This is a genomic window from Pseudoxanthomonas sp. 134C1 (assembly GCF_057773065.1).
In genome coordinates this window covers 670,664-690,093 of the sequence record NZ_JBYMTH010000001.1, presented here as the reverse complement: position 1 = coordinate 690,093, position 19,430 = coordinate 670,664, and the positions used below count along the sequence as shown (strand labels likewise).

General features: G+C 68.7%; 18 protein-coding genes. 12 read left to right on the top strand and 6 right to left on the bottom strand.

The window, feature by feature from the left end; genetic code table 11:
• Positions 1 to 73 precede the first annotated feature (73 nt).
• The 6 genes from AC3DEZ_RS03025 to AC3DEZ_RS03000 all read left to right on the top strand — a co-directional run bounded on the left by AC3DEZ_RS03025 (position 74) and on the right by AC3DEZ_RS03000 (position 6,747).
• Positions 74 to 1,237: an OprO/OprP family phosphate-selective porin gene (locus AC3DEZ_RS03025; RefSeq protein ID WP_488386883.1), complete on the top strand. Its 1,164-nt coding sequence runs from the start codon at positions 74 to 76 to the stop codon at positions 1,235 to 1,237.
• 129 nt (positions 1,238 to 1,366) lie between these two features.
• The gene (locus tag AC3DEZ_RS03020; RefSeq protein WP_488386882.1) at positions 1,367 to 2,632 is read left to right on the top strand and encodes an amino acid deaminase; all 1,266 of its coding nucleotides are present in this window, start codon (positions 1,367 to 1,369) and stop codon (positions 2,630 to 2,632) included.
• Between the two features lie 19 nt (positions 2,633 to 2,651).
• Positions 2,652 to 4,007: a GntT/GntP/DsdX family permease gene (locus AC3DEZ_RS03015; protein WP_488386881.1), complete on the top strand. Its 1,356-nt coding sequence runs from the start codon at positions 2,652 to 2,654 to the stop codon at positions 4,005 to 4,007.
• A gap of 16 nt (positions 4,008 to 4,023) precedes the next feature.
• Positions 4,024 to 4,887, top strand: a complete 864-nt coding sequence (locus AC3DEZ_RS03010) for a MurR/RpiR family transcriptional regulator (protein ID WP_447104326.1) — start codon at positions 4,024 to 4,026, stop codon at positions 4,885 to 4,887.
• Positions 4,887 to 6,320: an N-acyl-D-amino-acid deacylase family protein gene (locus AC3DEZ_RS03005; RefSeq protein WP_488386880.1), complete on the top strand. Its 1,434-nt coding sequence runs from the start codon at positions 4,887 to 4,889 to the stop codon at positions 6,318 to 6,320. Before AC3DEZ_RS03010 ends, AC3DEZ_RS03005 begins: the two co-directional genes overlap by 1 nt.
• A gap of 31 nt (positions 6,321 to 6,351) precedes the next feature.
• The gene (locus tag AC3DEZ_RS03000) at positions 6,352 to 6,747 is read left to right on the top strand and encodes a RidA family protein (protein WP_488386879.1); all 396 of its coding nucleotides are present in this window, start codon (positions 6,352 to 6,354) and stop codon (positions 6,745 to 6,747) included.
• A gap of 19 nt (positions 6,748 to 6,766) precedes the next feature.
• Here AC3DEZ_RS03000 and AC3DEZ_RS02995 read toward each other — a convergent pair whose 3' ends face one another.
• Together AC3DEZ_RS02995 and rsgA are read right to left on the bottom strand one after the other, a co-directional pair.
• Positions 6,767 to 8,014: a flavohemoglobin expression-modulating QEGLA motif protein gene (locus AC3DEZ_RS02995; protein WP_488386878.1), complete on the bottom strand. Its 1,248-nt coding sequence runs from the start codon at positions 8,012 to 8,014 to the stop codon at positions 6,767 to 6,769.
• 147 nt (positions 8,015 to 8,161) lie between these two features.
• Positions 8,162 to 9,289, bottom strand: a complete 1,128-nt coding sequence (gene rsgA, locus AC3DEZ_RS02990) for a ribosome small subunit-dependent GTPase A (protein ID WP_488386877.1) — start codon at positions 9,287 to 9,289, stop codon at positions 8,162 to 8,164.
• A 90-nt stretch (positions 9,290 to 9,379) separates the two neighbouring features.
• Between rsgA and AC3DEZ_RS02985 the strand changes: the two genes are divergently transcribed.
• Positions 9,380 to 10,657, top strand: coding sequence for an aminotransferase class I/II-fold pyridoxal phosphate-dependent enzyme (locus AC3DEZ_RS02985; protein WP_488386876.1), 1,278 nt, complete (start codon positions 9,380 to 9,382; stop codon positions 10,655 to 10,657).
• Between the two features lie 688 nt (positions 10,658 to 11,345).
• Positions 11,346 to 11,999: an SGNH/GDSL hydrolase family protein gene (locus AC3DEZ_RS02980; RefSeq protein ID WP_488386875.1), complete on the top strand. Its 654-nt coding sequence runs from the start codon at positions 11,346 to 11,348 to the stop codon at positions 11,997 to 11,999.
• Between the two features lie 29 nt (positions 12,000 to 12,028).
• Here AC3DEZ_RS02980 and AC3DEZ_RS02975 read toward each other — a convergent pair whose 3' ends face one another.
• Positions 12,029 to 12,832: a polysaccharide deacetylase family protein gene (locus AC3DEZ_RS02975; RefSeq protein ID WP_488386874.1), complete on the bottom strand. Its 804-nt coding sequence runs from the start codon at positions 12,830 to 12,832 to the stop codon at positions 12,029 to 12,031.
• Between the two features lie 54 nt (positions 12,833 to 12,886).
• Here AC3DEZ_RS02975 and grxD point away from each other — a divergent pair, with 54 nt between their 5' ends.
• Entirely contained in the window at positions 12,887 to 13,816 is a 930-nt protein-coding gene (grxD, locus tag AC3DEZ_RS02970; protein ID WP_488386873.1) for a Grx4 family monothiol glutaredoxin, read from the top strand.
• A 338-nt stretch (positions 13,817 to 14,154) separates the two neighbouring features.
• Here the strand turns inward: grxD and AC3DEZ_RS02965 are convergent, their stop codons facing one another.
• The 3 genes from AC3DEZ_RS02965 to AC3DEZ_RS02955 all read right to left on the bottom strand — a co-directional run bounded on the left by AC3DEZ_RS02965 (position 14,155) and on the right by AC3DEZ_RS02955 (position 16,116).
• Entirely contained in the window at positions 14,155 to 14,694 is a 540-nt protein-coding gene (locus AC3DEZ_RS02965) for a DUF924 family protein (RefSeq protein ID WP_488386872.1), read from the bottom strand.
• Positions 14,695 to 14,794: 100 nt separating this feature from the next.
• A complete protein-coding gene (locus tag AC3DEZ_RS02960; RefSeq protein ID WP_488386871.1) occupies positions 14,795 to 15,319 on the bottom strand; it encodes a GNAT family N-acetyltransferase in 525 nt (174 codons plus the stop codon).
• A gap of 20 nt (positions 15,320 to 15,339) precedes the next feature.
• On the bottom strand, positions 15,340 to 16,116 hold the full coding sequence (locus tag AC3DEZ_RS02955; protein WP_488386870.1) for an AMP nucleosidase: 777 nt from the start codon (positions 16,114 to 16,116) through the stop codon (positions 15,340 to 15,342).
• 111 nt (positions 16,117 to 16,227) lie between these two features.
• Between AC3DEZ_RS02955 and AC3DEZ_RS02950 the strand changes: the two genes are divergently transcribed.
• The 3 genes from AC3DEZ_RS02950 to AC3DEZ_RS02940 all read left to right on the top strand — a co-directional run bounded on the left by AC3DEZ_RS02950 (position 16,228) and on the right by AC3DEZ_RS02940 (position 19,418).
• Complete coding sequence (locus AC3DEZ_RS02950) at positions 16,228 to 17,649, top strand: amidohydrolase (protein ID WP_488386869.1); 1,422 nt, start codon at positions 16,228 to 16,230, stop codon at positions 17,647 to 17,649.
• Positions 17,646 to 18,914, top strand: a complete 1,269-nt coding sequence (locus tag AC3DEZ_RS02945; RefSeq protein WP_488386868.1) for an amidohydrolase family protein — start codon at positions 17,646 to 17,648, stop codon at positions 18,912 to 18,914. The genes AC3DEZ_RS02950 and AC3DEZ_RS02945 overlap by 4 nt, the downstream gene beginning before the upstream one ends.
• Before the next feature lie 111 nt (positions 18,915 to 19,025).
• Complete coding sequence (locus tag AC3DEZ_RS02940) at positions 19,026 to 19,418, top strand: DUF1761 domain-containing protein (RefSeq protein WP_488386867.1); 393 nt, start codon at positions 19,026 to 19,028, stop codon at positions 19,416 to 19,418.
• Positions 19,419 to 19,430: the final 12 nt, after the last annotated feature.

Below are 19,430 nucleotides of genomic sequence, written 5' to 3'. Positions count from 1 at the left end.
GGTCAATCACTGTCCATCGACAATCAGCGGGCTGCTATCGTCGCCACTTCCACCAGGGTGCCAGGGAGCATGGATGTCATCTTCGAGTCGACGCGTGCCGCTGATGGCGGTCTTTCACCTGGCCGCCGGCCTGCTCGCGTCGCCGTCCGGCGTTCGGGCGGAAGACATGGTGACGATCAAGCCCAGCGGCCGGCTCCACTACGACTTCGCCCGCTTCGACAACGACGCGCGCGGAACGGACGAGCGTGACGGCGACGATCTGCGCGCGGCGTGGCTGGCGATCTCCGGGCGGTTCCATGTGGTCGACTACAAGCTGGAGGCGGATTTTTCCGGCCACCGCCCCGTCGCGCGCGATGCCTACATCGCCCGCGACTTCGGCACCACCACCCTGACCGTCGGCCAGTTCAAGCAGTTCTACACACTGGATGACCGCGGCAGTTCCAATCACATCCAGGCAGTCGAACGCAGTTGGCTGGCTCAGACCCTGGCGCCGTCGTATCGGCTGGGGGTGGGCGTGAATGGCCATCATGACGGTCTGTTCTGGGGCGGCAGCGTCTACAGCCTGGAGAGCATCGACGTCTGGCAGGCCAAGGGCCGCGCCGCCGGCGCGCGCGCTGGCTACGCGCCCTGGCGCGAGGCCGGGCGGGTGCTGCATTTCGGCGCCGCGCTGGCGCATGAGCGCTACGACCATCCCGGTGCGGACGGCGCGCCCGCGCTGCGCGTGCAGCCGCGCGTGGCGGGCTACTTCGGCGACAACAGCCGGCTGTCGCTGGTGGATTTCCGCAGCGGCCGCGACGTCTCGGTGGACAAGTACGGACTGGAAGCGGCGGGCGTGCACGGTTCCTGGTCGTGGCAGGCCGAGTACGGCGGCGCCCGCTACGACGATGGCCGACAGCGTGGACGGATCGAGGCCGGCTACCTGCAGGGCAGTTGGCTGCTCACCGGCGAGTCCCGGCCCTACGACGCCAGGAACGGCCGGTTCGTCCAGCTCAAGCCGCAGCGGCGCGGCGGCGCGTGGGAACTGGTGGCGCGCTACGACCGCATCGAGGGGCGGCAGTGGCCGCTCAACCGCCGCGATCTGTCCGCCGATGCGTGGACGATGGGCGTGAACTGGTACGCGCCGAAACAATTCCGCGTGATGCTGGACTGGACCGGCAGCCGTCGCCGTGATGAAGTCAGCGGAAGAACAGTGGACCGCACCGGCGTACTGGCGGGGCGGGTCCAGTTCGACTTCTGACGCGCCCGCCGGGCCCGCGCCCCGGTTTCGGGTCACGAAGTCGCGAGAAAATAATTTTCATCCACCCCTTCCTGTGCTACACAATAGGCGGCCGCAATTTCGCGTGGCCGGGCACAGGGGAGGCGGTTAGTGCGAGAAAATTACTTTCATTCCGATGCTCCCCTGGCCGGGAAAGGCCTGCCCGCCGGTGATGCCTGGACACCCGCCCGGCTCGCGGCGCGGGACCTGTCGATCCTGGACGAACAGATCAGCCTGCCGGTGGCGGTGCTGAGCGAATCCGCGCTGCGCCACAACCTGGGCTGGATGCGCGAATTCACCGAAGCCTACGGTTGCCGGCTGGCACCGCACGGCAAGACCACCATGAGTCCGGCACTGTTCCGGATGCAGTTGGATGCCGGCGCGTGGGGCATCACCCTGGCGACCGCGCCGCAGACCGTGGCGGCCCATGCGCACGGCGTGCGGCGGGTGCTGCTCGCCAACCAGCTCGTCGGCCAGGGCAATTTCGATTTGATCGCCGATCTGCAGGCGCGGGATCCGGACTTCTGGTTCGCCTGCGTGGTCGACTCGGCCGACAACGTCGCCGCGCTGGGCGGCCATTTCGGCACGCGTGGCCAGCGTATCCGGGTGCTGCTTGAAGTCGGCGCGAACGGTGGGCGCACCGGCGTTCGCGACGAGGCGCAGGCGCGCGCGGTACTGGACGAGATCGCACGCTGGCCCGATGCGGTCGCGCTGGTGGGCGTGGAAGTCTACGAAGGCGTGGTCAAGGACGAAGCCGGCGTGCGCGTGTTGTTGCGACGCACGCTCGCGCAGTGGCAAGCCATCCACGCGGCCAGCGGTTTCGCCGAATCTCCAGCCCTGCTGTCCGGCGCCGGCTCCGCCTGGTTCGACGTGGTCGCGGAGGAATTCGCGCCGTTGTCGACGGACCCCGGGGCGGAAGTGGTGCTGCGGCCCGGCTGCTACCTGACCCATGACGTGGGCATCTATCGCGACGCGGCCGAGCGCATCCACGCGGCCAACCCGGTGGCGCGGGGGATGGGCGGCGGCCTGCTGCCCGCGCTGCGGCTGTGGGCCTGCGTGCAGTCCCGCCCCGAACCGGACCGCGCCATCATCGGCCTGGGCAAGCGCGATGCGGCGTTCGACGCGGGCTTCCCGCAGCCGGTGCTGCATCATCGCCCCGGCGACGCCGCGCCCGCCGATGCGCCGGCGCACTGGCGTGTCGGCGCGATGATGGATCAGCACGCATTCCTCCAGATCGAAGCCGGCGACGACCTCAAGGTCGGTGATCTGCTGTGCTTCGATATCTCCCATCCCTGCCTGACCTTCGACAAGTGGCGCCACCTGCTGGTGGTCGATGACGCGCACCGCGTCGTCGGCGCCGTCGAAACCCACTTCTGATCGACCGGGCAGAGAACGCATGACGCCAGGAAACCTGTTGCTGCTGTACGCCACGCTGTCGATCATCGCGCTGGTGGTACTGATCGCGCGGTATCGCCTCAATCCCTTCATCTCGATCACGGTGGTCTCGCTCGGGCTGGCGCTGCTCGCAGGGATGCCGGCGCCGGAGATCGTGCCGGCCTACGAACAGGGCGTCGGCAAGACCCTGGGCCACATCGCGTTGATCGTCGCGCTGGGCACGATGCTGGGCAAGCTGATGGCCGAATCCGGCGGCGCCGAACGCATCGCGCGCACGCTGATCCGGCGCTTCGGCACCCGCCACGTGCACTGGGCGATGATGCTGATCGCGTTCTGCATCGGCCTGCCGATTTTCTTCGAAGTCGGCTTCGTCCTGCTGATCCCGATCGCGCTCAACGTCGCCCGCCGCACCGGCGTGCCGCTGCTGCTGGTCGGCCTGCCGATGGTCGCCGGACTGTCGGTCGTGCACGGCCTGGTGCCGCCGCACCCGGCCGCGATGCTGGCGGTGCACGAGTACCAGGCCGACGTCGGGCGCACACTGTTCTATGCGCTGGTCGTTGGATTGCCCACGGCGGCGCTGGCGGGTCCTGTCTTCGCGAAACTGGTCTCCCGCCAGGTCACCCTGCCGGCGCACAACCCGATGGAAGCCGCCCTGCTCAACCAGGGCCAGCGGGAAATCCCCGACGCGGAGCTGCCCGGTTTCGGCATCACCCTGGCCACCCTGCTGCTGCCGGTCGGCCTGATGCTGCTGGGCGGCTGGGCGGACGAACTCGCCGCGCCCGGTACCACCGCCAACAACGCGTTGCGTTTCATCGGCCACTCGGTGGTGGCGTTGCTGCTGGCCACCCTGCTCAGCTTCGTCACCCTCGGCCTGATGCGTGGCTTCAATCGCGAGCAGATTCTGAAGTTTTCGCAGGAATGCCTGGCGCCCACCGCCGCCATCACCCTGCTGGTGGGCGCCGGCGGCGGTCTCAACGGCATCCTGGTGAAAACCGGCGTGGCCCAGGAAATCACCCGCCTGTCGCACGAATTCCAATTGTCGCCGCTGCTGATGGGCTGGACCGTGGCCGCGCTGATGCGGGTGGCGACCGGTTCGGCCACGGTGGCGATGAGCACGGCCGCGGGCATCGTCGCCCCGGTCGCGCTGGCCGCCGGCTACCCGCATCCGGAACTGCTGGTGCTGGCCACCGGCGCCGGCTCGCTGGTGCTGTCGCACGTCAATGACGGCGGCTTCTGGCTGGTGAAGGAATACTTCAACATGAGCGTGGCCCAGACCTTCAAGACCTGGACCGTGCTGGAAACCCTGATCTCGGTGACCGCACTGCTGCTGGTGCTGGGCATCGCCGCATTGCACTGACCGGCCGGAGGCCGCCATGTACGACATCGTCTACCACCTCAAGCAGCGCCTGCACGAGCTGAGCCCGGTCGAACGCCGGATCGCCGACACCATCCTGGCCGACATCGACGGCGCCGCGCAGTCGGGCATCGCCGAGCTGGCCGAACAGGCCGGCGTCAGCGTGGCGGCGATCTCGCGTTTCGCCAAGGCATTGGACTGCGACAACGTGCGTGAACTGCGTGCGCGGCTGGCCGAGGCCAGCGCGGTCGGCAAGCGCTTCCTCGATGATCAGGACGCACCGCCCAGCTCCGCGCTGTATGCGCAGATCTGCGCCGACATCGAGAGTTGCCTGCGCCGCAACGTCGGCGGTCTGCAGGAGCAGGTGGTCCAGTCGCTGGCCGAGGCGCTGGCCTCGGCGCGGATGATCTACGTGTTCGGCATGGGCGGCTGCTCGACCGTGTTCGGCCTGGAACTGCAGAACCGCCTGGTCCGCTTCGGCCGGCCCATCGCCGCCTACAGCGACGCGATCTCGCTCAAGGTGGTCGCCGCCACCCTGACCCCGGAAGACGTGGTGGTGGCCCTGTCGGTCAGCGGCATCACCCCGGAAATCCTGTCGGCGGTGGACATCGCGCGCGGCTATGGCGCCAAGGTGGGCGCGATCACCCGCGCCGACACCGCGCTGGCCGAACGCGCCGACTGGCTGCTGCCGATCGTCATCGACGAAACCGACTTCGTGTTCAAGCCCTCCGCGTCGCGCTACGCGATGATGCTGGCGGTGGACGTGCTGGCGACCACTCTGGCGCTGCACATCGCCGACGACAGCCGCGAGCGCCTGCGCCGGATCAAGTTCGCGCTGGACAACTATCGCGGCGGCGAGAACCGCCTGCCGCTGGGGGACTGATGCGTTACGACCTGTTGATCCGCGACGCCCTGCTGCTGGATGGCAGCGGCGCCGCCGGCACGCGCGGCGACATCGCGGTCAGCGCCGGCCGCATCGCCGCGATGGGCCGCCTGGAGGCCGACGCCGCGACCGTCATCGAGGCCCGCGGTCGAGCGGTGAGTCCGGGCTTCATCGACGTGCATACCCATGACGATCTGGAAGTCATCCGCGATCCGGCCATGCCGAGCAAACTGTCGCAGGGTGTCACCACGGTGGTGGTCGGCAACTGCGGCATCAGCGCCAGCCCGGTGCGTCCGGCCGAGGCGGTGCCCGATCCGATGAACCTGCTCGGCGAGGCCGACGAATTCCGCTACCCGCGCTTCGCCGACTACCGCCGCGCCGTGGAAGCCGCGCGTCCGGCGCTCAACGTGGCCGCGCTGGTGGGCCATACCTCGTTGCGACAGAACCACATGGACCGGCTCGACCGCGCCGCCAGCGACGCCGAACTGCTGGCGATGCGGGCGCAGCTTCGCGAGAGCCTTGCCGACGGCGCGCTTGGCCTGAGCACCGGCCTGGCCTACGCCTCCGCATTCGCCGCGCCGGAACGCGAAGTGCTGGAACTGACCCGCGACCTGCCGGCCGATCGCCTTTACGCCACCCACCTGCGCGACGAGTTCGCCGGCATCGTGCCGGCGCTGGACGAGGCGCGCGCGGTCGGACACCACAGCGGCGCGCCGGTGCGGGTATCGCACCTGAAATGCGCGGGCATCGACAACTGGGGGCGCAGCCGCGAGGTGCTGGCGTGGCTGGACGGCGCCGCCAGCGGGCACGACGTGGCCTGCGATTGCTATCCGTATGCGGCCAGCGCCTCCACCCTGGATCTGAAACAGGTCACCGATGCCTACGACATCCTGGTCACCTGGTCCGAGCCGCATCCGGATCAGGGCGGGCGGATGCTGGCGGCGATCGCGGCCGACTGGCAATTGCCGTTGATGGAAACGGCGCGCCGGCTGCAGCCGGCGGGCGCGGTGTACTTCTGCATGGACGAGGAAGACGTACGCCGCTTCCTGCGCCATCCGCTGACCATGATCGGCTCCGACGGCCTGCCGCGGGATCCCCGGCCGCATCCACGCCTGTGGGGTACGTTCCCGCGCGTGCTGGGCCACTATGCGCGCGACGAGGCGTTGTTTCCGCTGCACGAGGCCGTGCACAAGATGACCGGCCTTCCCGGCAGCCGCTTCGCCCTGCCCGGGCGCGGCCTGCTGCGCGAAGGCTGGCACGCGGATCTGGTGCTGTTCGATCCGGCGCGGGTGCGCGACACCGCCGACTACCACGAACCGGTACGCGCCGCCGAGGGCATCGACGCGGTCTGGGTGAACGGCATGCTCGCCTACGACGGCACCGCCGTCACCGATGCGCGGAGCGGCCGTTTCCTGGCGCCCGGCGCGCGCTAACCCCTGTTTCCCTGAACACGAGAGGTCATTCATGAGCGACATCAAGCGCTATGGCGCCGAAGGCGGCGTCGGCCAGGGCCGGCAGCACATGCCGTTCTCGCGCGCGGTCGAGGCCGATGGCTGGCTGTACGTTTCCGGCCAGGTGCCGATGCGCGACGGCGAACTGATCGGCGGCACCGTCACCGAACAATCGCACGTGGCCATCGGCAGCGTGCTGGCAATCCTGGCCGAGGCCGGCTACGGCCCCGAGCACGTGGTCCGCTGCGGTGTCTGGCTGGACGACGCGCGCGACTTCGCCGCGTTCAACCAGGTGTTCCGGCACTACTTCGGCGAGCATCCGCCCGCGCGCGCCTGCGTGGAGAACCGGATGGTGGTGGACTGCAAGGTCGAGGTCGACTGCGTGGCTTACAAGCGCCCCGCGCGCTGATCACCGCGCAGGGATTTTCTCAGACCGGGTTTTCGGTCAGCTGATCCATGCGGATGCGGTTGGCGAACAGCGAGAACGCCAGCGTGCCGGCCAGGCCGTTGGCGCGGCTGACCCAGGTCGGCAACCAGCGCGGCGGCGCCAGCACGCCGCCGTCGAACAGCGGCTCGAACAGGTCCACATCCCCCAGCGTCATCTTGCCGGCGAACAAGCGCCGGCACAGTTGCAGGCGATCCCGTTGCAGGGAATGGCGGAAGAACGTGTGCACGGCGATCAGCCCGCGCAGGTAGACCGTGTCCTTGGTGAACGCCGCGCCTCCGCTGGTGGGGACGCCGCGGAACACGCGCTGCGCGGAGGCGAAGCTCTCGGTCGGGTTCTGGCCCGCGTCGCAGAAATAGCGGTACACCTCGATGAAGTCCGCGCCCGCCAGGGTCATCGCGATCGCTTCGATGCGCAGGCTGATCCGCTTCATCCGTTCGATGTCGATGCTGCCGGTGATCTGCTCGGCGAACGTCGCCAGTCCTTCCTGTGTCTCGGTGATGCGCGGGGAGGACAACGCCAGGCTCGGGAACAGTGGTTGTTCGCGACCGTTGAGGGCGGTCAGCGAATGCACCAGCGCCTCGTGCTGCAACAGTTGCCTGCGGTCGTAGTCGCTGAAGGCGGCGCCGTGGCGCAGGCGGATGCGGGTCGCGCCGGCGGCCGCCTTGGCGATCAGATCCGGATCCAGCTCCACGGTGATCACGCGGGCGTCGAAGAAATCATCCAGGTCACCCTGCAACTGGAGTTGCAGCGCGGTGGCCGACACCGGGATCTGTTCCTCCGGCGCCAGCAGTTCGCGATCCAGATCCTGGGCGATGGCGATGAAGTGGCGGGCGGCGTCGCGGGTGGTCGGTCCGTTGCCGGGCAATGGCGCTTCGGGCGTGCCGAACAGGGTGATCGAATGCGCGCTCACCGCCGGCGTTCCCAGGCATTCCAGCAACTGCGCGGCGACCGCCCAGCTGTCCACCGACTCGCGCAGATAGCGCCCGAGTGGATGCGCGGGATCGGCCGCCCGCGCGATCGCTTCCAGCTCACGGCGCGCCTCGCTGAAGTCCAGCTTCGGATAGTCCACCTTCGGCACGCTCGGATTGCCGCGTTCCATCCCTTCCAGGAAGGGTGCCTGCAACGCGGCCGGCCAGCTCGCCAGGCTCAGCAGCTTGATGCCGCGCACGGCCTTGACCAGGCGCGTATCCAGCGCGGCGTGATGGGCGATGTCGGGAGGCAGGCTCATTGTGTTCATGCCGATGTCACGCGCATGCCCATCTTGTGGGAGCGACGCCAGTCGCGAGCTTTTCGCGGAAACTCCGAATACATCCATCTTGGCCGCCTTCGCGACTCACGTCGCTCCCACAAGGAGGATGACGGAGGGGCTGGCGCATCAGTGGCGTCCGTACTTCTCGTCCAGGCGCTTGTTGAGCGCCTTGCCCTGCACGCGGGCCTCGGCCTTCTGCGCCAGTCGCGTGGCCAGCTTGCCGGCGGCGTTCGCCACTTCGTCGCGCAGCTTGAGGTAGTTGAGGAAGCGTTCTTCGTCCAGGTCGCCGCGTTCGATCGCCGCGCGCACGGCGCACCCCGGTTCACGCTGGTGCGAGCAATCGCGGAAACGGCATTGCTCGGCCAGCGCCTCGATGTCGGCGAATCCGCCCTCGACCAGATCCTCCTCGCCGGTCGGCTTGAGTTCGCGCATGCCGGGGGTGTCGATCAGGCAGGCGCCCGAGGACAGCGGTATCAGCGCGCGATGGGTGGTGGTGTGGCGGCCGCGCGAGTCGCTCTCGCGCACCTCGCCGGTCTTCATCCGGTCATCGCCCAGCAGGGTATTGGTGAGGGTGGACTTGCCCGCGCCGGACGAACCGACCAGCACCACCGTGCGTCCGGGCTGCAGCCAGGGCGCCAGCACGGTCACACTGTCGGCATCCTTCGCATTGAGCGCGAACACCGGCACGTCCTGGGCGGTCACGTCGGCCAACGCTTCGATGGCGTCGCCGACATGCTCCTGGCGATCGGCCTTGGTCAGCACCACCACCGGCTGCGCCCCGCCGCTGCCGACCAGCAGCAGGTAGCGCTCGATCCGGCGCGGATTGAAGTCCGCATCCAGCCCCGAGACGATGAAGACGGTATCCACGTTGGCGGCGATGACCTGCTGCTGGTAGTGCTCACCGGCGGCGCCGCGCTTGATGCCGGTGTGGCGCGGCAGCAGGGCGACGATGCGCTTGCCTTCCAGCAGTACCCAGTCGCCGACCGCGGGGCGCTCGTGGGCGGGGGAGCCGTCCTTGCGATAACCGGGACGACGCTGCCACTCGGGCAGGGACTCGGCCTTGATGGCCGCGTCCGGGCCATCGGCGACCACGTAGCCCGAGCGGTGCTGCTCGGTGACCCGCGCCGGCCGCGCCGCCGGGTGCGCCGCCAGCAGGGCCGCCCACGCCGGGTCTTGCGGCTCGCCGGGCCAGGGCCAGCCGATGGCGCGCAGGGAAACGAGGTCGAGGGGGGCGGGGACGGAATTTGCGGGCATGGCGGGATTCTAGACGCCTGTTAAACCGGACGGCGCGCGGCTGCATAAATTTCCGTTAAGCTGGCCGTCCAACTCCCCAAAACCATTGCCATGTCTGCCCCGTCCCCCTTCCAGCTGCCCGTGCGCGAGCGCCTCTCCGAAGTCCGTTACGAAATCCGTGGCGAGCTGGCTCGGCGAGCTCGCGAGCTGGAGGCCCAGGGACGCAAGCTGATCAAGCTGAACATCGGCAACCCCGGCGCCTTCGGTTTCCGCGCCCCGGCGCACCTGCAGAAATCAATCGTCGGCGACATCGACCACACCGATCCCTATACCCACCAGCAGGGCCTGCCGGCCGCGCGCGAAGCCGTCGCCGCCGCATACACCCGGCGCGGCACGCCGCATGCGAGCGCCGACCGCGTGTTCATGGGCAACGGCGTCAGCGAGCTGATCGACGTCTCGCTGCGCGCGCTGCTCAATCCCGGCGACGAGGTGCTGGTGCCCTCGCCCGACTATCCGCTGTGGTCGGCCGCCACCATCCTCAACGATGGTCGCCCGGTCTACTACCGCTGCACGCCGGAAAACGACTTCCTGCCGGACCCCGGCGAGATCGAACAGCTGATCTCCTCGCGTACGCGGGCGATCGTGCTGATCAATCCGAACAATCCGACCGGCGCGATCTATCCGCGCGAGCTGCTGGAACGAATCGTCGCCATCGCGACCAAGCACAAGCTGCTGCTGATGGTCGACGAAATCTACGACCAGGTGCTCTACGACGGCGCCCGGTTCGAGCCGGTCGCGCCGCTGGCCGGCGATCATCCCTGCATCACCTTCAGCGGGCTGAGCAAGGTGCACCGCGCCTGCGGCTGGCGGGTCGGCTGGGCGGTGGTGTCGGGCAGCATCGAGCGGGTACGTGAATACCTGCAGGCGATGGATCTGTTGAGCGCGCTGCGCCTGTGCGCCAACGTGCCCGGCCAGTACGCGGTGGAAGCCGCGGTCAGCGGCCCGGACACCATCACCGAACTCTGTTCCCCGGGTGGACGCCTGTACGAGACCCGCCGCGCGATCATCGAGGCCTGCGAGGCCAGCGAGCATCTGGACCTGGTGCGTCCCGACGCGGCGTTGTACGCGTTCCCGGCGGTGGTCGGCGATGCCGCCAAGGGCTTCGACGATCACGCCTTCGCCCTGGACCTGCTGGAAACCGAAGGTGTGCTGGTGGTGCCCGGTTCGAGCTTCAACGTGCCCTACCGCAACCACTTCCGTGTCACCTTCCTCCCCGAGGCGGCGGTGATGCGCGAAGTGTTCACCCGCATCGGGCGCGCCCTGGATCGCCATGCCGAGGCCGCCACCAAGGTGGTGCCGATCAAGGGACGCCGCCCCGCCGCGGCCTGAGCCGGAGCGCCCCCGGTTTCACCGCCTTCTCGCGGCGCTGAAACCGGAAATCCGCTTCAACCGTGGGACCCACATACCGGCCGCCTCCCGTGGGAGCGACGTCAGTCGCGAGCTTTTCGCGGAAAATCCCACGGCTCCACCTTGGTCGAATCGCGACTCGCGTCGCTCCCACAAGGAAGGGGACGCGCATCGGTGGCGTCCCGACTTTCTGCCCGGGCGTTCACAGGCCAGCAACTCCGCACGCCGGGCACCTCCTATGGGAGCGACGTCAGTCGCGAGCTTTTCGTGGAGAGTCCGTCGGCTTCCACCCTGGTCGAATCGCGACTCGCGTCGCTCCCACAAGGAAGGGGACGCGCATCGGTGGCGTCCCGACTTTCTGCCCGGGCGTTCACAGGCCAGCAACTCCGCACGCCGGGCACCTCCTGTGGGAGCGACGTCAGTCGCGAGCTTTTCGTGGAGAGTCCGTCGGCTTCCACCTTGGTCGAATCGCGACTCGCGTCGCTCCCACAAGGAAGGGGACGCGCATCGGTGGCGTCCCGACTTTCTGCCCGGGCGTTCGCAGGCCAGCAACTCCGCACGCCGGGAACCTCCTGCAGGAGCGACGTGAGTCGCGACGCCTTCCTCTCGCCTTTCCAACGGTTTGACCGCTGGTCTTTGAACCCGTGGCCAACCGGCGCAGAATGCGGACATGACCACCGTCGCCGCTCCCCACGCCACCGCCCTGCTCCCCGAACTGCGCTATCTGGCGCTGGGTGACTCCTACACCATCGGCGAATCGGTACCCGAATCCGGGCGCTGGCCGGTGCAGCTCGCAGCGGCGCTGCGCAACGAAGGCGTTCCGCTGGCGGATCCGCGCATCATCGCCGCCACCGGCTGGACCACCGACGAACTGGACGCGGCGATCACCGCGCAGGAGCCGCTGGGCGCGCATGACTTCGTGAGCCTGTTGATCGGCGTCAACAACCAGTATCGCGGCCGCGACGTGGAGGAATACCGCGTGCAGTTCGCGGCGTTGTTGTGGCGCGCGATCGGTTTCGCCGGCAATCGGCCGGAGCGGGTACTGGTGCTGTCGATCCCCGATTGGGGGGTGACGCCGTACGCGACGAAGGAAGGCCGTGATGCCGCGCTCGTCGCGCGGGAGCTGGATGCCCACAACGAAGCCGCGCGGCAGGCCTGCGCGCACCGCGGCGTCGCGTTCGTCGACATCACCGCGGTCAGCCGGACACGCGGGGCCGAGACCGCCATGCTGGCCGACGACGGCCTGCATCCGTCCGCCGCGATGTATGCCGAATGGACCCGGCTGGCCTTGCCGATCGCGCACCGGTTGCTTGCCCACGCCTGACACCCCGGCGCGACTTCGGCACGCCGGCGCTACATCGGTTCCGATGAACCCGGAGGGCAGGGAGGCAGCACGGTGGCGTAGCCCTGTTCGTCCAGCCAGGCGAGCAGCTCCGAGAGAATCACGACGTTGTGGCCATGCGCGGCGCCTTCGTGCAGCAGCACGATCGCACCGGGCGCGATGTCGCGCTTCAGCCGCGCCAGCACCTGTTCCGGTTCGCAGTCCACGCCGTCGAAGCCGCGCGCGCTCCAGGCCACCCGCGCCAGCCGGTGGCGCTTGAGCGACAGGCCGACGAAAGGATTGGTCATTCCCACCACCGAACGGAACCAGCGGGGCGTCTGCCCGGAGACCACCGTCAGCAGCGACTGGTTGCGGCCGATTTCGTCCTCCATCGCGGCCGGTCCCAGCCGCCAGAAACGGGTGTCCGGATGGCTGGCGCTGTGGTTGCCGATGCCGTGCCCGCGGCGGAGGATTTCCCGCACCTGCTCCGGCTGCGCCAGCGCCCGCTCGCCGACCAGAAAGAAGGTCGCGCACGCGCCGTGCCGCGCCAGCAGATCCAGCATCGGTCCGGTATCGGCGGACGGCCCGTCGTCGATGGTCAGCCAGACTTCGCGCCGCGTCGTCGGCAGCCGCGACAGCGCCGGGCACAGCAGGGTGGCCCGCGGATACAGGGTCGCCCAGACCACGGTCAGGTGGGTCAGCAGCATCGCCGGCAGGCCGACCCGCCATCCCCAGCGCCACCACACCGCCACGACCGCCACTTGCGACAGCGCCAACAGGCCCAATATCCATCCGGGCCGACGCGGGACGCGATGCAGTGTTCTTGCGTGGGTCATGCCCCATGATGCCATGGGGCGTAAAATTCCCTCTCCGCCTTCCGGTAGCCGTCCATGTCCCTCGACCCCGCCCTGCGCGCCCGTATCGAATCCCTCCTGCAGTCCAACCGCGTGGTGCTGTTCATGAAGGGCCAGCCCAACATGCCGCAATGCGGCTTCTCGGCCAAGGCGGTCGGCGCGCTCGGCGCGCTTGGCGTGGACTACGCGCACGTCAACGTGCTGGCGGACCAGGAAATCCGCGAAGGCATCAAGGCCTACGGCGATTGGCCGACCATCCCGCAGCTGTACATCGACGGCGAGCTGGTCGGCGGCAGCGACATCATCGAGCAGATGACCAATTCCGGCGAACTCGCCGGCCTGCTCGGCCTGGACGCGCCGGATCGCACGCCGCCCGCGATCACGATCACTCCCGCCGCCGCCGAGATGCTGAAGAACGCGGTTGCCGACGCCGGACCGGGCGCCGTGCTGGCGCTGTCGATCAATGCCCAGTTCCAGCCCAATTTCCAGCTGGCGCAGTTCGACGCCAACGCCATCGCCGCCGAATCCAACGGCGTGCGCGTGCAGTTCGACCTCGGCAGCGCGCGCCGCGCCGATGGCATCACCATCGACTGGGTGGATGACATCCGCGGCAAGGGCCTGGCGATCGACAACCCGAACGCGCCCAGGCCGGTGCAGGCGCTCTCGCCGATGGACGCCGATGCCAAGGTCCGTGCCGGCGAAGTGCTGCTGGTGGATGTGCGTCCGGCCGACGAGCGCGCCATCGCCGCGGTCTCGGTGCCGTTCAAGACTTTCGACGGCAACGGTCGCGCCGATCTGGAAGCCCTGCCGAAGGACACCGCGCTGGCCTTCCTGTGCCGCAGCGGCGGCCGCAGCCAGCAGGCCGCGGAGGAGTTCCTCGCACGCGGCTTCACCCGTGTCCACAACGTCACCGGTGGCATCAATGCCTGGGCCGACGAAGTCGACGGCACGATCAGCAAGTACTGAGCAATCTCCACTAGCCAAAAAAAAAACGGCGCCGCAAGGCGCCGTTTTTTGCCGCGCGCGAGGGGATCCGGGCCGGCCCGGACTTCCCGCGGATTCTCCTTCCCCCACATGCGGGGAAGGTGGCGGCATTCGCCGTTGCCCATGCGCGGCGGAACGACGTGCTCCGGATGCGCCCCCACCCATCCTCCCCCGCAAGCGGGGGAGGGGAATGTTTTGGCTATCCTCGGTAACCGGAAAAGTGGGCGACATCCTTCCCCCGCGTGCGGGGGAACGTGCCCGAAGGGTGGATGGGGGCAGGCCGGAAGCAAGGCCCCCCCTCATCCAGGAACCCAAAGCCTCTATCCGCTGAAGCCACCCTCTGCCAGATAGGCAAGTTCCTCGCCTGTGGAGTCGCGTCCCAGCGCGGGATTGCGATGCGGGAAGCGGCCGAAGCGGGCGATGATGTCGTAGTGCAACTGCGCGTAGCGGATGTAATTGGCGTCGCCGGTGGCATTGAAGAGATCCAGCGAGCGCTGCTGATCGGCCAGCGCCTCCGAATGCTCGAACGGCATGTAGAAGAAGATCCGCAGCGTCGAGTCGACCTGCCGGTCGAAGCCCGCGTCGACGGCATGCGCCGCATGGTGACGCGCCAGTCCGTCGGTCGCGTAGGAATGCGCGCTGCCGCGGAAACAATTGCGCGGAAACTGGTCCAGCAGCAGGACCAGCGCCAGCGCGCCCTGCGCGTCGGCCAGCCAGTCCTCCAGCTCGCGGCGTGCGGCGAGGAAATGCAGTTCGCGGAACCCGTCGTGGAAGCGCGTATCGAAAGCTTCGTCGCGCGCGAACCATTTTTCATAGCCGGCATCGCGCCAGAACTCGACCACGCGGAAGGCATCGCTCATGTCGTCAATCTCCGTTCGTATCCGCCGGCAAGGCTAACCCGGTCGCGGTGGCGATGGCGCGGCGGCGGCCGCACGCAGCGTTCCGCCGACGGCATCGGGCTCAGGCCGGCAGCGGCAAGGCCAGCACCAGATCGTCGTACTCGCGCCCCCCGACCTGGAAACGGCGCTCGCCGACCGGCGCGTAGCCTGCCTTGCGATAGAACGCGATGGCTGCCTGGTTGTGCGCGTAGACGCCCAGCAGCAGGCGGGACGCACCCAGCGCGGTGGCTTCGTCGATGGCCGCGCGCATCAGCGCCGCGCCGATGTCGTGGCCCTGGAAGCGGTGCAGCAGGTAGATCCGCTTGACCTCGCGATCGCCCGGCCGCGGATCCGACACCGGCAGGTTCGCGCGGGACAGCACCAGATAGCCCACCGGCGCTGCGCCCGGCTCGACTTCGACCAGCCAGATCCGGAGTTCCGGATCCGCCAGCCAGCCCGCGTAGCGCGTGGCCGCATGCTGGTCCTGGCAGTGGCGCAGGATGTCCGCGCCTTCCAGCACGCCCGCGAAGGTTTCCAGGAAACTGGCCGCGCCCACCGCGGCCAGGGCGTGTTCGTCGCCCGTTCCGGCGCGCCGGATGCGGATCACCGGCCTTTCCGCCGCCGCGCTCATTCGTCGAACCGGAGGTGCCGGACGGATTTGCCGTTGCGGCGGATCAGCTTGAGCGCCTCGATGCCGACGTTGATGTGGTTCTCCACGAATGCGGAACTGACCTTGGCGTCGGAGGCTTCGGTCTTCACTCCCTCCGGAATCATCGGCTGATCCGAGACCAGCAGCAGCGCGCCGCACGGAATGCGGTTGGCGAAGCCGGCGGCGAACACCGTCGCGGTTTCCATGTCGATGGCCATGCAACGCATCACCCGCAGGCGTTCCTTGAACGCATCGTCGTGTTCCCACACGCGGCGGTTGGTGGTGTAGACGGTGCCGGTCCAGTAGTCGTGGCCCAGATCGCGGATCATCGTCGACACCGCGCGTTGCAGGGCGAACGCGGGCAGCGCCGGAACTTCCGGCGGCAGGTAGTCGTTGCTGGTGCCTTCGCCGCGGATGGCCGCGATCGGCAGGACCAGGTCACCCAGCTGGTTCTTTTTCTTCAGGCCACCGCATTTGCCGAGGAACAGCACCGCCTTGGGCATGATGGCCGACAGCAGATCCATCATCGTCGCCGCGTTGGGACTGCCCATGCCGAAGTTGATCATGGTGATGCCATCGACGGTGGCGCAGGCCATCGGCCGATCCAGGCCAACAATGGGCGCACCGGTCAACTGCGAGAACATGTTGAGGTAGCCGCCGAAATTGGTCAGCAGGATATGTTCGCCGAACTGATCCAGCGGCACGCCGGTATAGCGTGGCAACCAGTTTTCGACGATCTCGTTCTTGTCCTTCATGGGCGTCCTCGTTCTCGTTGTTATCAAGACATTCTCGCACGCAGGGCCTCCCGCACTTGGCAAGCCGGCGCGGGCCGGGTTAGGGTCCAGCCACCTTCCGGGGAAAACACCATGCGACTGACCTTGATGGCCGGGTTTGGCCTGGCTTTGCTCTGCACCACGGTCCAGGCGGCGACGCCGGCCTCGCGCTTCATCCAGGACCCCTATCCCAGCACCTATCGTCCGCTCGCGTCCGGCCCGGTGCTGATCGAACACGCCACCGTGCTGACCGGCACCGGCGAGCGCCTGGACGATGCCGACGTGCTGGTGCAGGACGGCCGCATCGCGGCGGTCGGGCGCGGCCTGCAGGCGCCGGAAAGCGCCACCCGCGTGGACGCGCGCGGCAAGTGGGTCACCCCGGGCATCATCGACGTGCATTCGCATCTGGGCGTCTACCCCAGCCCCGGCGCGCGCGCGCATCAGGATGGCAACGAGATGACCGGTTCGGTCACCGCCAACGTCTGGGCCGAGCATTCGGTGTGGCCGCAGGATCCCGGTTTCCACACCGCGCTGGCCGGCGGCATCACCACCCTGCAGGTGCTGCCCGGTTCGGCCAATCTGGTCGGCGGCCGCGGCGTCACCCTGAAGAACGTCTCCGCCACCACCTACCAGGGCATGAAATTCCCCGGCGCGCCGTGGGGGCTGAAGATGGCCTGCGGCGAGAATCCCAAACGCGTGTACGGCGGCAAGGGCGTGCCGCCGATGACCCGGATGGGCAACGTCGCCGGCTACCGGGCCGCCTTCATCGACGCCGCCGAATACCTGAAGAAAAACGCGCCGAAGGATTCCGAACCGAAGAAGAAGCGCTGGTGGCAGCGCGATTCCGGTGAAGGCCAGGACAGCAGCGGAGACAGCGGCGGGAAGCGTGATCTCAAGCTGGACACCCTGGCCGGCGCCATCCATGGCGACATCCTGGTGCACATCCACTGCTACCGCGCCGACGAGATGGCCACGATGCTCGATCTCGCCAAGGAGTTCGGCTTCAAGGTCGCCGCGTTCCATCACGGCGTGGAGGCCTACAAGCTGGCCGATCGGCTGGCCGCCGAAGGCGTCTGCGGCGCGCTGTGGGCCGACTGGTGGGGCTTCAAGATGGAAGCCTTCGACGGCATCCAGGAAAACATCGCGCTGGTCGACCGTCCCGCCAACAGCTGCGCGATCGTGCATTCGGATTCGGACGAGGGCATCCAGCGCCTCAATCAGGAAGCGGCGAAGGTGATCGCCAGCGCGCGCCGCGCCGGCATGGGCGACATCCCCCCCGAACACGCGATCCGCTGGCTCACCGCCAATCCGGCCAAGGCGCTGGGCGTGGCCGCGCAGACCGGCACCCTGGAGGCGGGCAAGATGGGCGACGTGGTGATCTGGAACCGGAATCCCTTCAGCGTCTACGCGCAGGCCGAACAGGTCTACATCGACGGCGCCCGCGTGTACGACCGCCATGACCGGAGCCGCCAACCGGTCTCGGACTTCCTGCTCGGCCAGGAGGTGTCGCGATGAGCTGCCGCCTCCTGGGTCGCCTGTGCCTGCTCGCCGCGGCGATCGCCGCTTCGCCGGCGATGGCGCAGAACGTACTGATCCGCAACGCCACCGTGCACACCGCCGCCGCGCAGGGCACGCTGAAGAACGCCGACGTGCTGATCCGCGATGGCGTGATCCAGGCGGTCGGCACCGGCCTGGCCGCCCCCGCCGGCGTGGACGTGGTCGATGCGGCGGGCAAGCCGCTGACGCCCGCGTTCTTCGCCGGCATCACCGAAATCGGCGTGGAGGAAGTTTCGGGCGAGCAGGCCACCGATGACAGTTCGGTATCGCTGGGCAATCTGCAACCCATGCGCCCCGAGTTCGATGTCACCCTCGCCTACAACCCGGCCTCGGTGCTGGTGCCGGTCGCGCGCGTGGAAGGCCTGGGCTTCACCCTGCTGGGCGCCGGCACCGGTGCGTCCTTCATCGCCGGCCAGGGCGGCGTGATCAGGCTGGACGGCAGCGCCGATCCAATCGGTCCGCGCGCGTTGTTCATCCGCCTCGGCGGCGGCGCGTCCGGTCTGAGCGGCAACTCGCGCGCGGCGCAGTGGATGCTGCTGGACCAGCTGGTCGCCGAAGCCCGCGGCCGCATTCCGGCCGATTCACCGCATGCCCTGCTGACGCCGGCCGGTCGCGCCACGCTGGCGAAGTACCTGGCCGGCAACGGCCGCCTGGTGGTGGGCGTCAACCGCGCCGCCGACATCCGCCAGCTGCTGCGCTGGGCGGACAAGGAAAAGGTGCGCATCGCCATCAGCGGCGGCGCCGAGGCCTGGAAGGTGGCGCCGGAGCTGGCGCGGGCGCGGGTGCCGGTGTTCATCGACGGACTGGCCGCACTGCCTTCGGACTTCGATCAGATCGGTGCGACCCTGGAGAACGCGAAGCGGCTGGACGCGGCCGGCGTCAGTGTCGGCTTCACCCAATCCGGCGACGCGTCCCACAACGCGCGCAAGATCCGCCAGCACGCCGGCAACGCGGTCGCCAATGGCCTGCCGTGGGAACAGGGCCTGGCGGGGCTGACCCGGGTGCCTGCGCAGGCACTGGGCGTGGACGACCGGCTGGGCAGCATCGCGCCGGGCAAGCTGGCCGATCTGGTGCTGTGGAGCGGCGACCCGCTGGACGTGGTCAACACCGCCGAACAGATCTGGCTCGGCGGCAAGGCCATGCCGATGCGTTCCCGCCAGACCGAACTGCGGGATCGCTATCTGCGCGACAGTGGCGCGTTGCCACGCGCCTACAGCCGCTGAGGAAGATGCCGGCCGGACCGGATCCGGCATTTCGTCCTTCCCGCCGGCGTCCTGTCCAGACGCCCGTGACGCGCCTACACTGGCGCGTCATCCGGCCTCGGGGAGCGGCATATGGAGCACATCAACTTTCTGGCGGTGCTGGCCGCCGCGGCGTCGGCCTTCCTGCTGGGAGGCCTGTGGTACGGCCCGTTGTTCAAGCAGGCGTGGTGCCGCGAAGCGGGCGTGGATCCGAACGCCTCCAACGGCCACCCCGCGCGGATTTTCGGCGGCGCCTTCGCGCTGAGCCTGATCGCGGCGGCCGTGTTCGCCTGGTTCCTCGGTCCGCGCCCCGCGCCGGGCGTCGCCATCTGCACCGGCGCGGTCACCGGCCTGGGCTGGGTCGCCGCCAGCTTCGGCATCAACTATCTGTTCGCCGGCCGCTCGTTGAAGCTCTGGCTGATCGACGGCGGCTATCACACCCTGCAGTTCACCCTGTATGGCGTGATCCTGGGCCTCTGGCACTGAGCACGCTGCGGC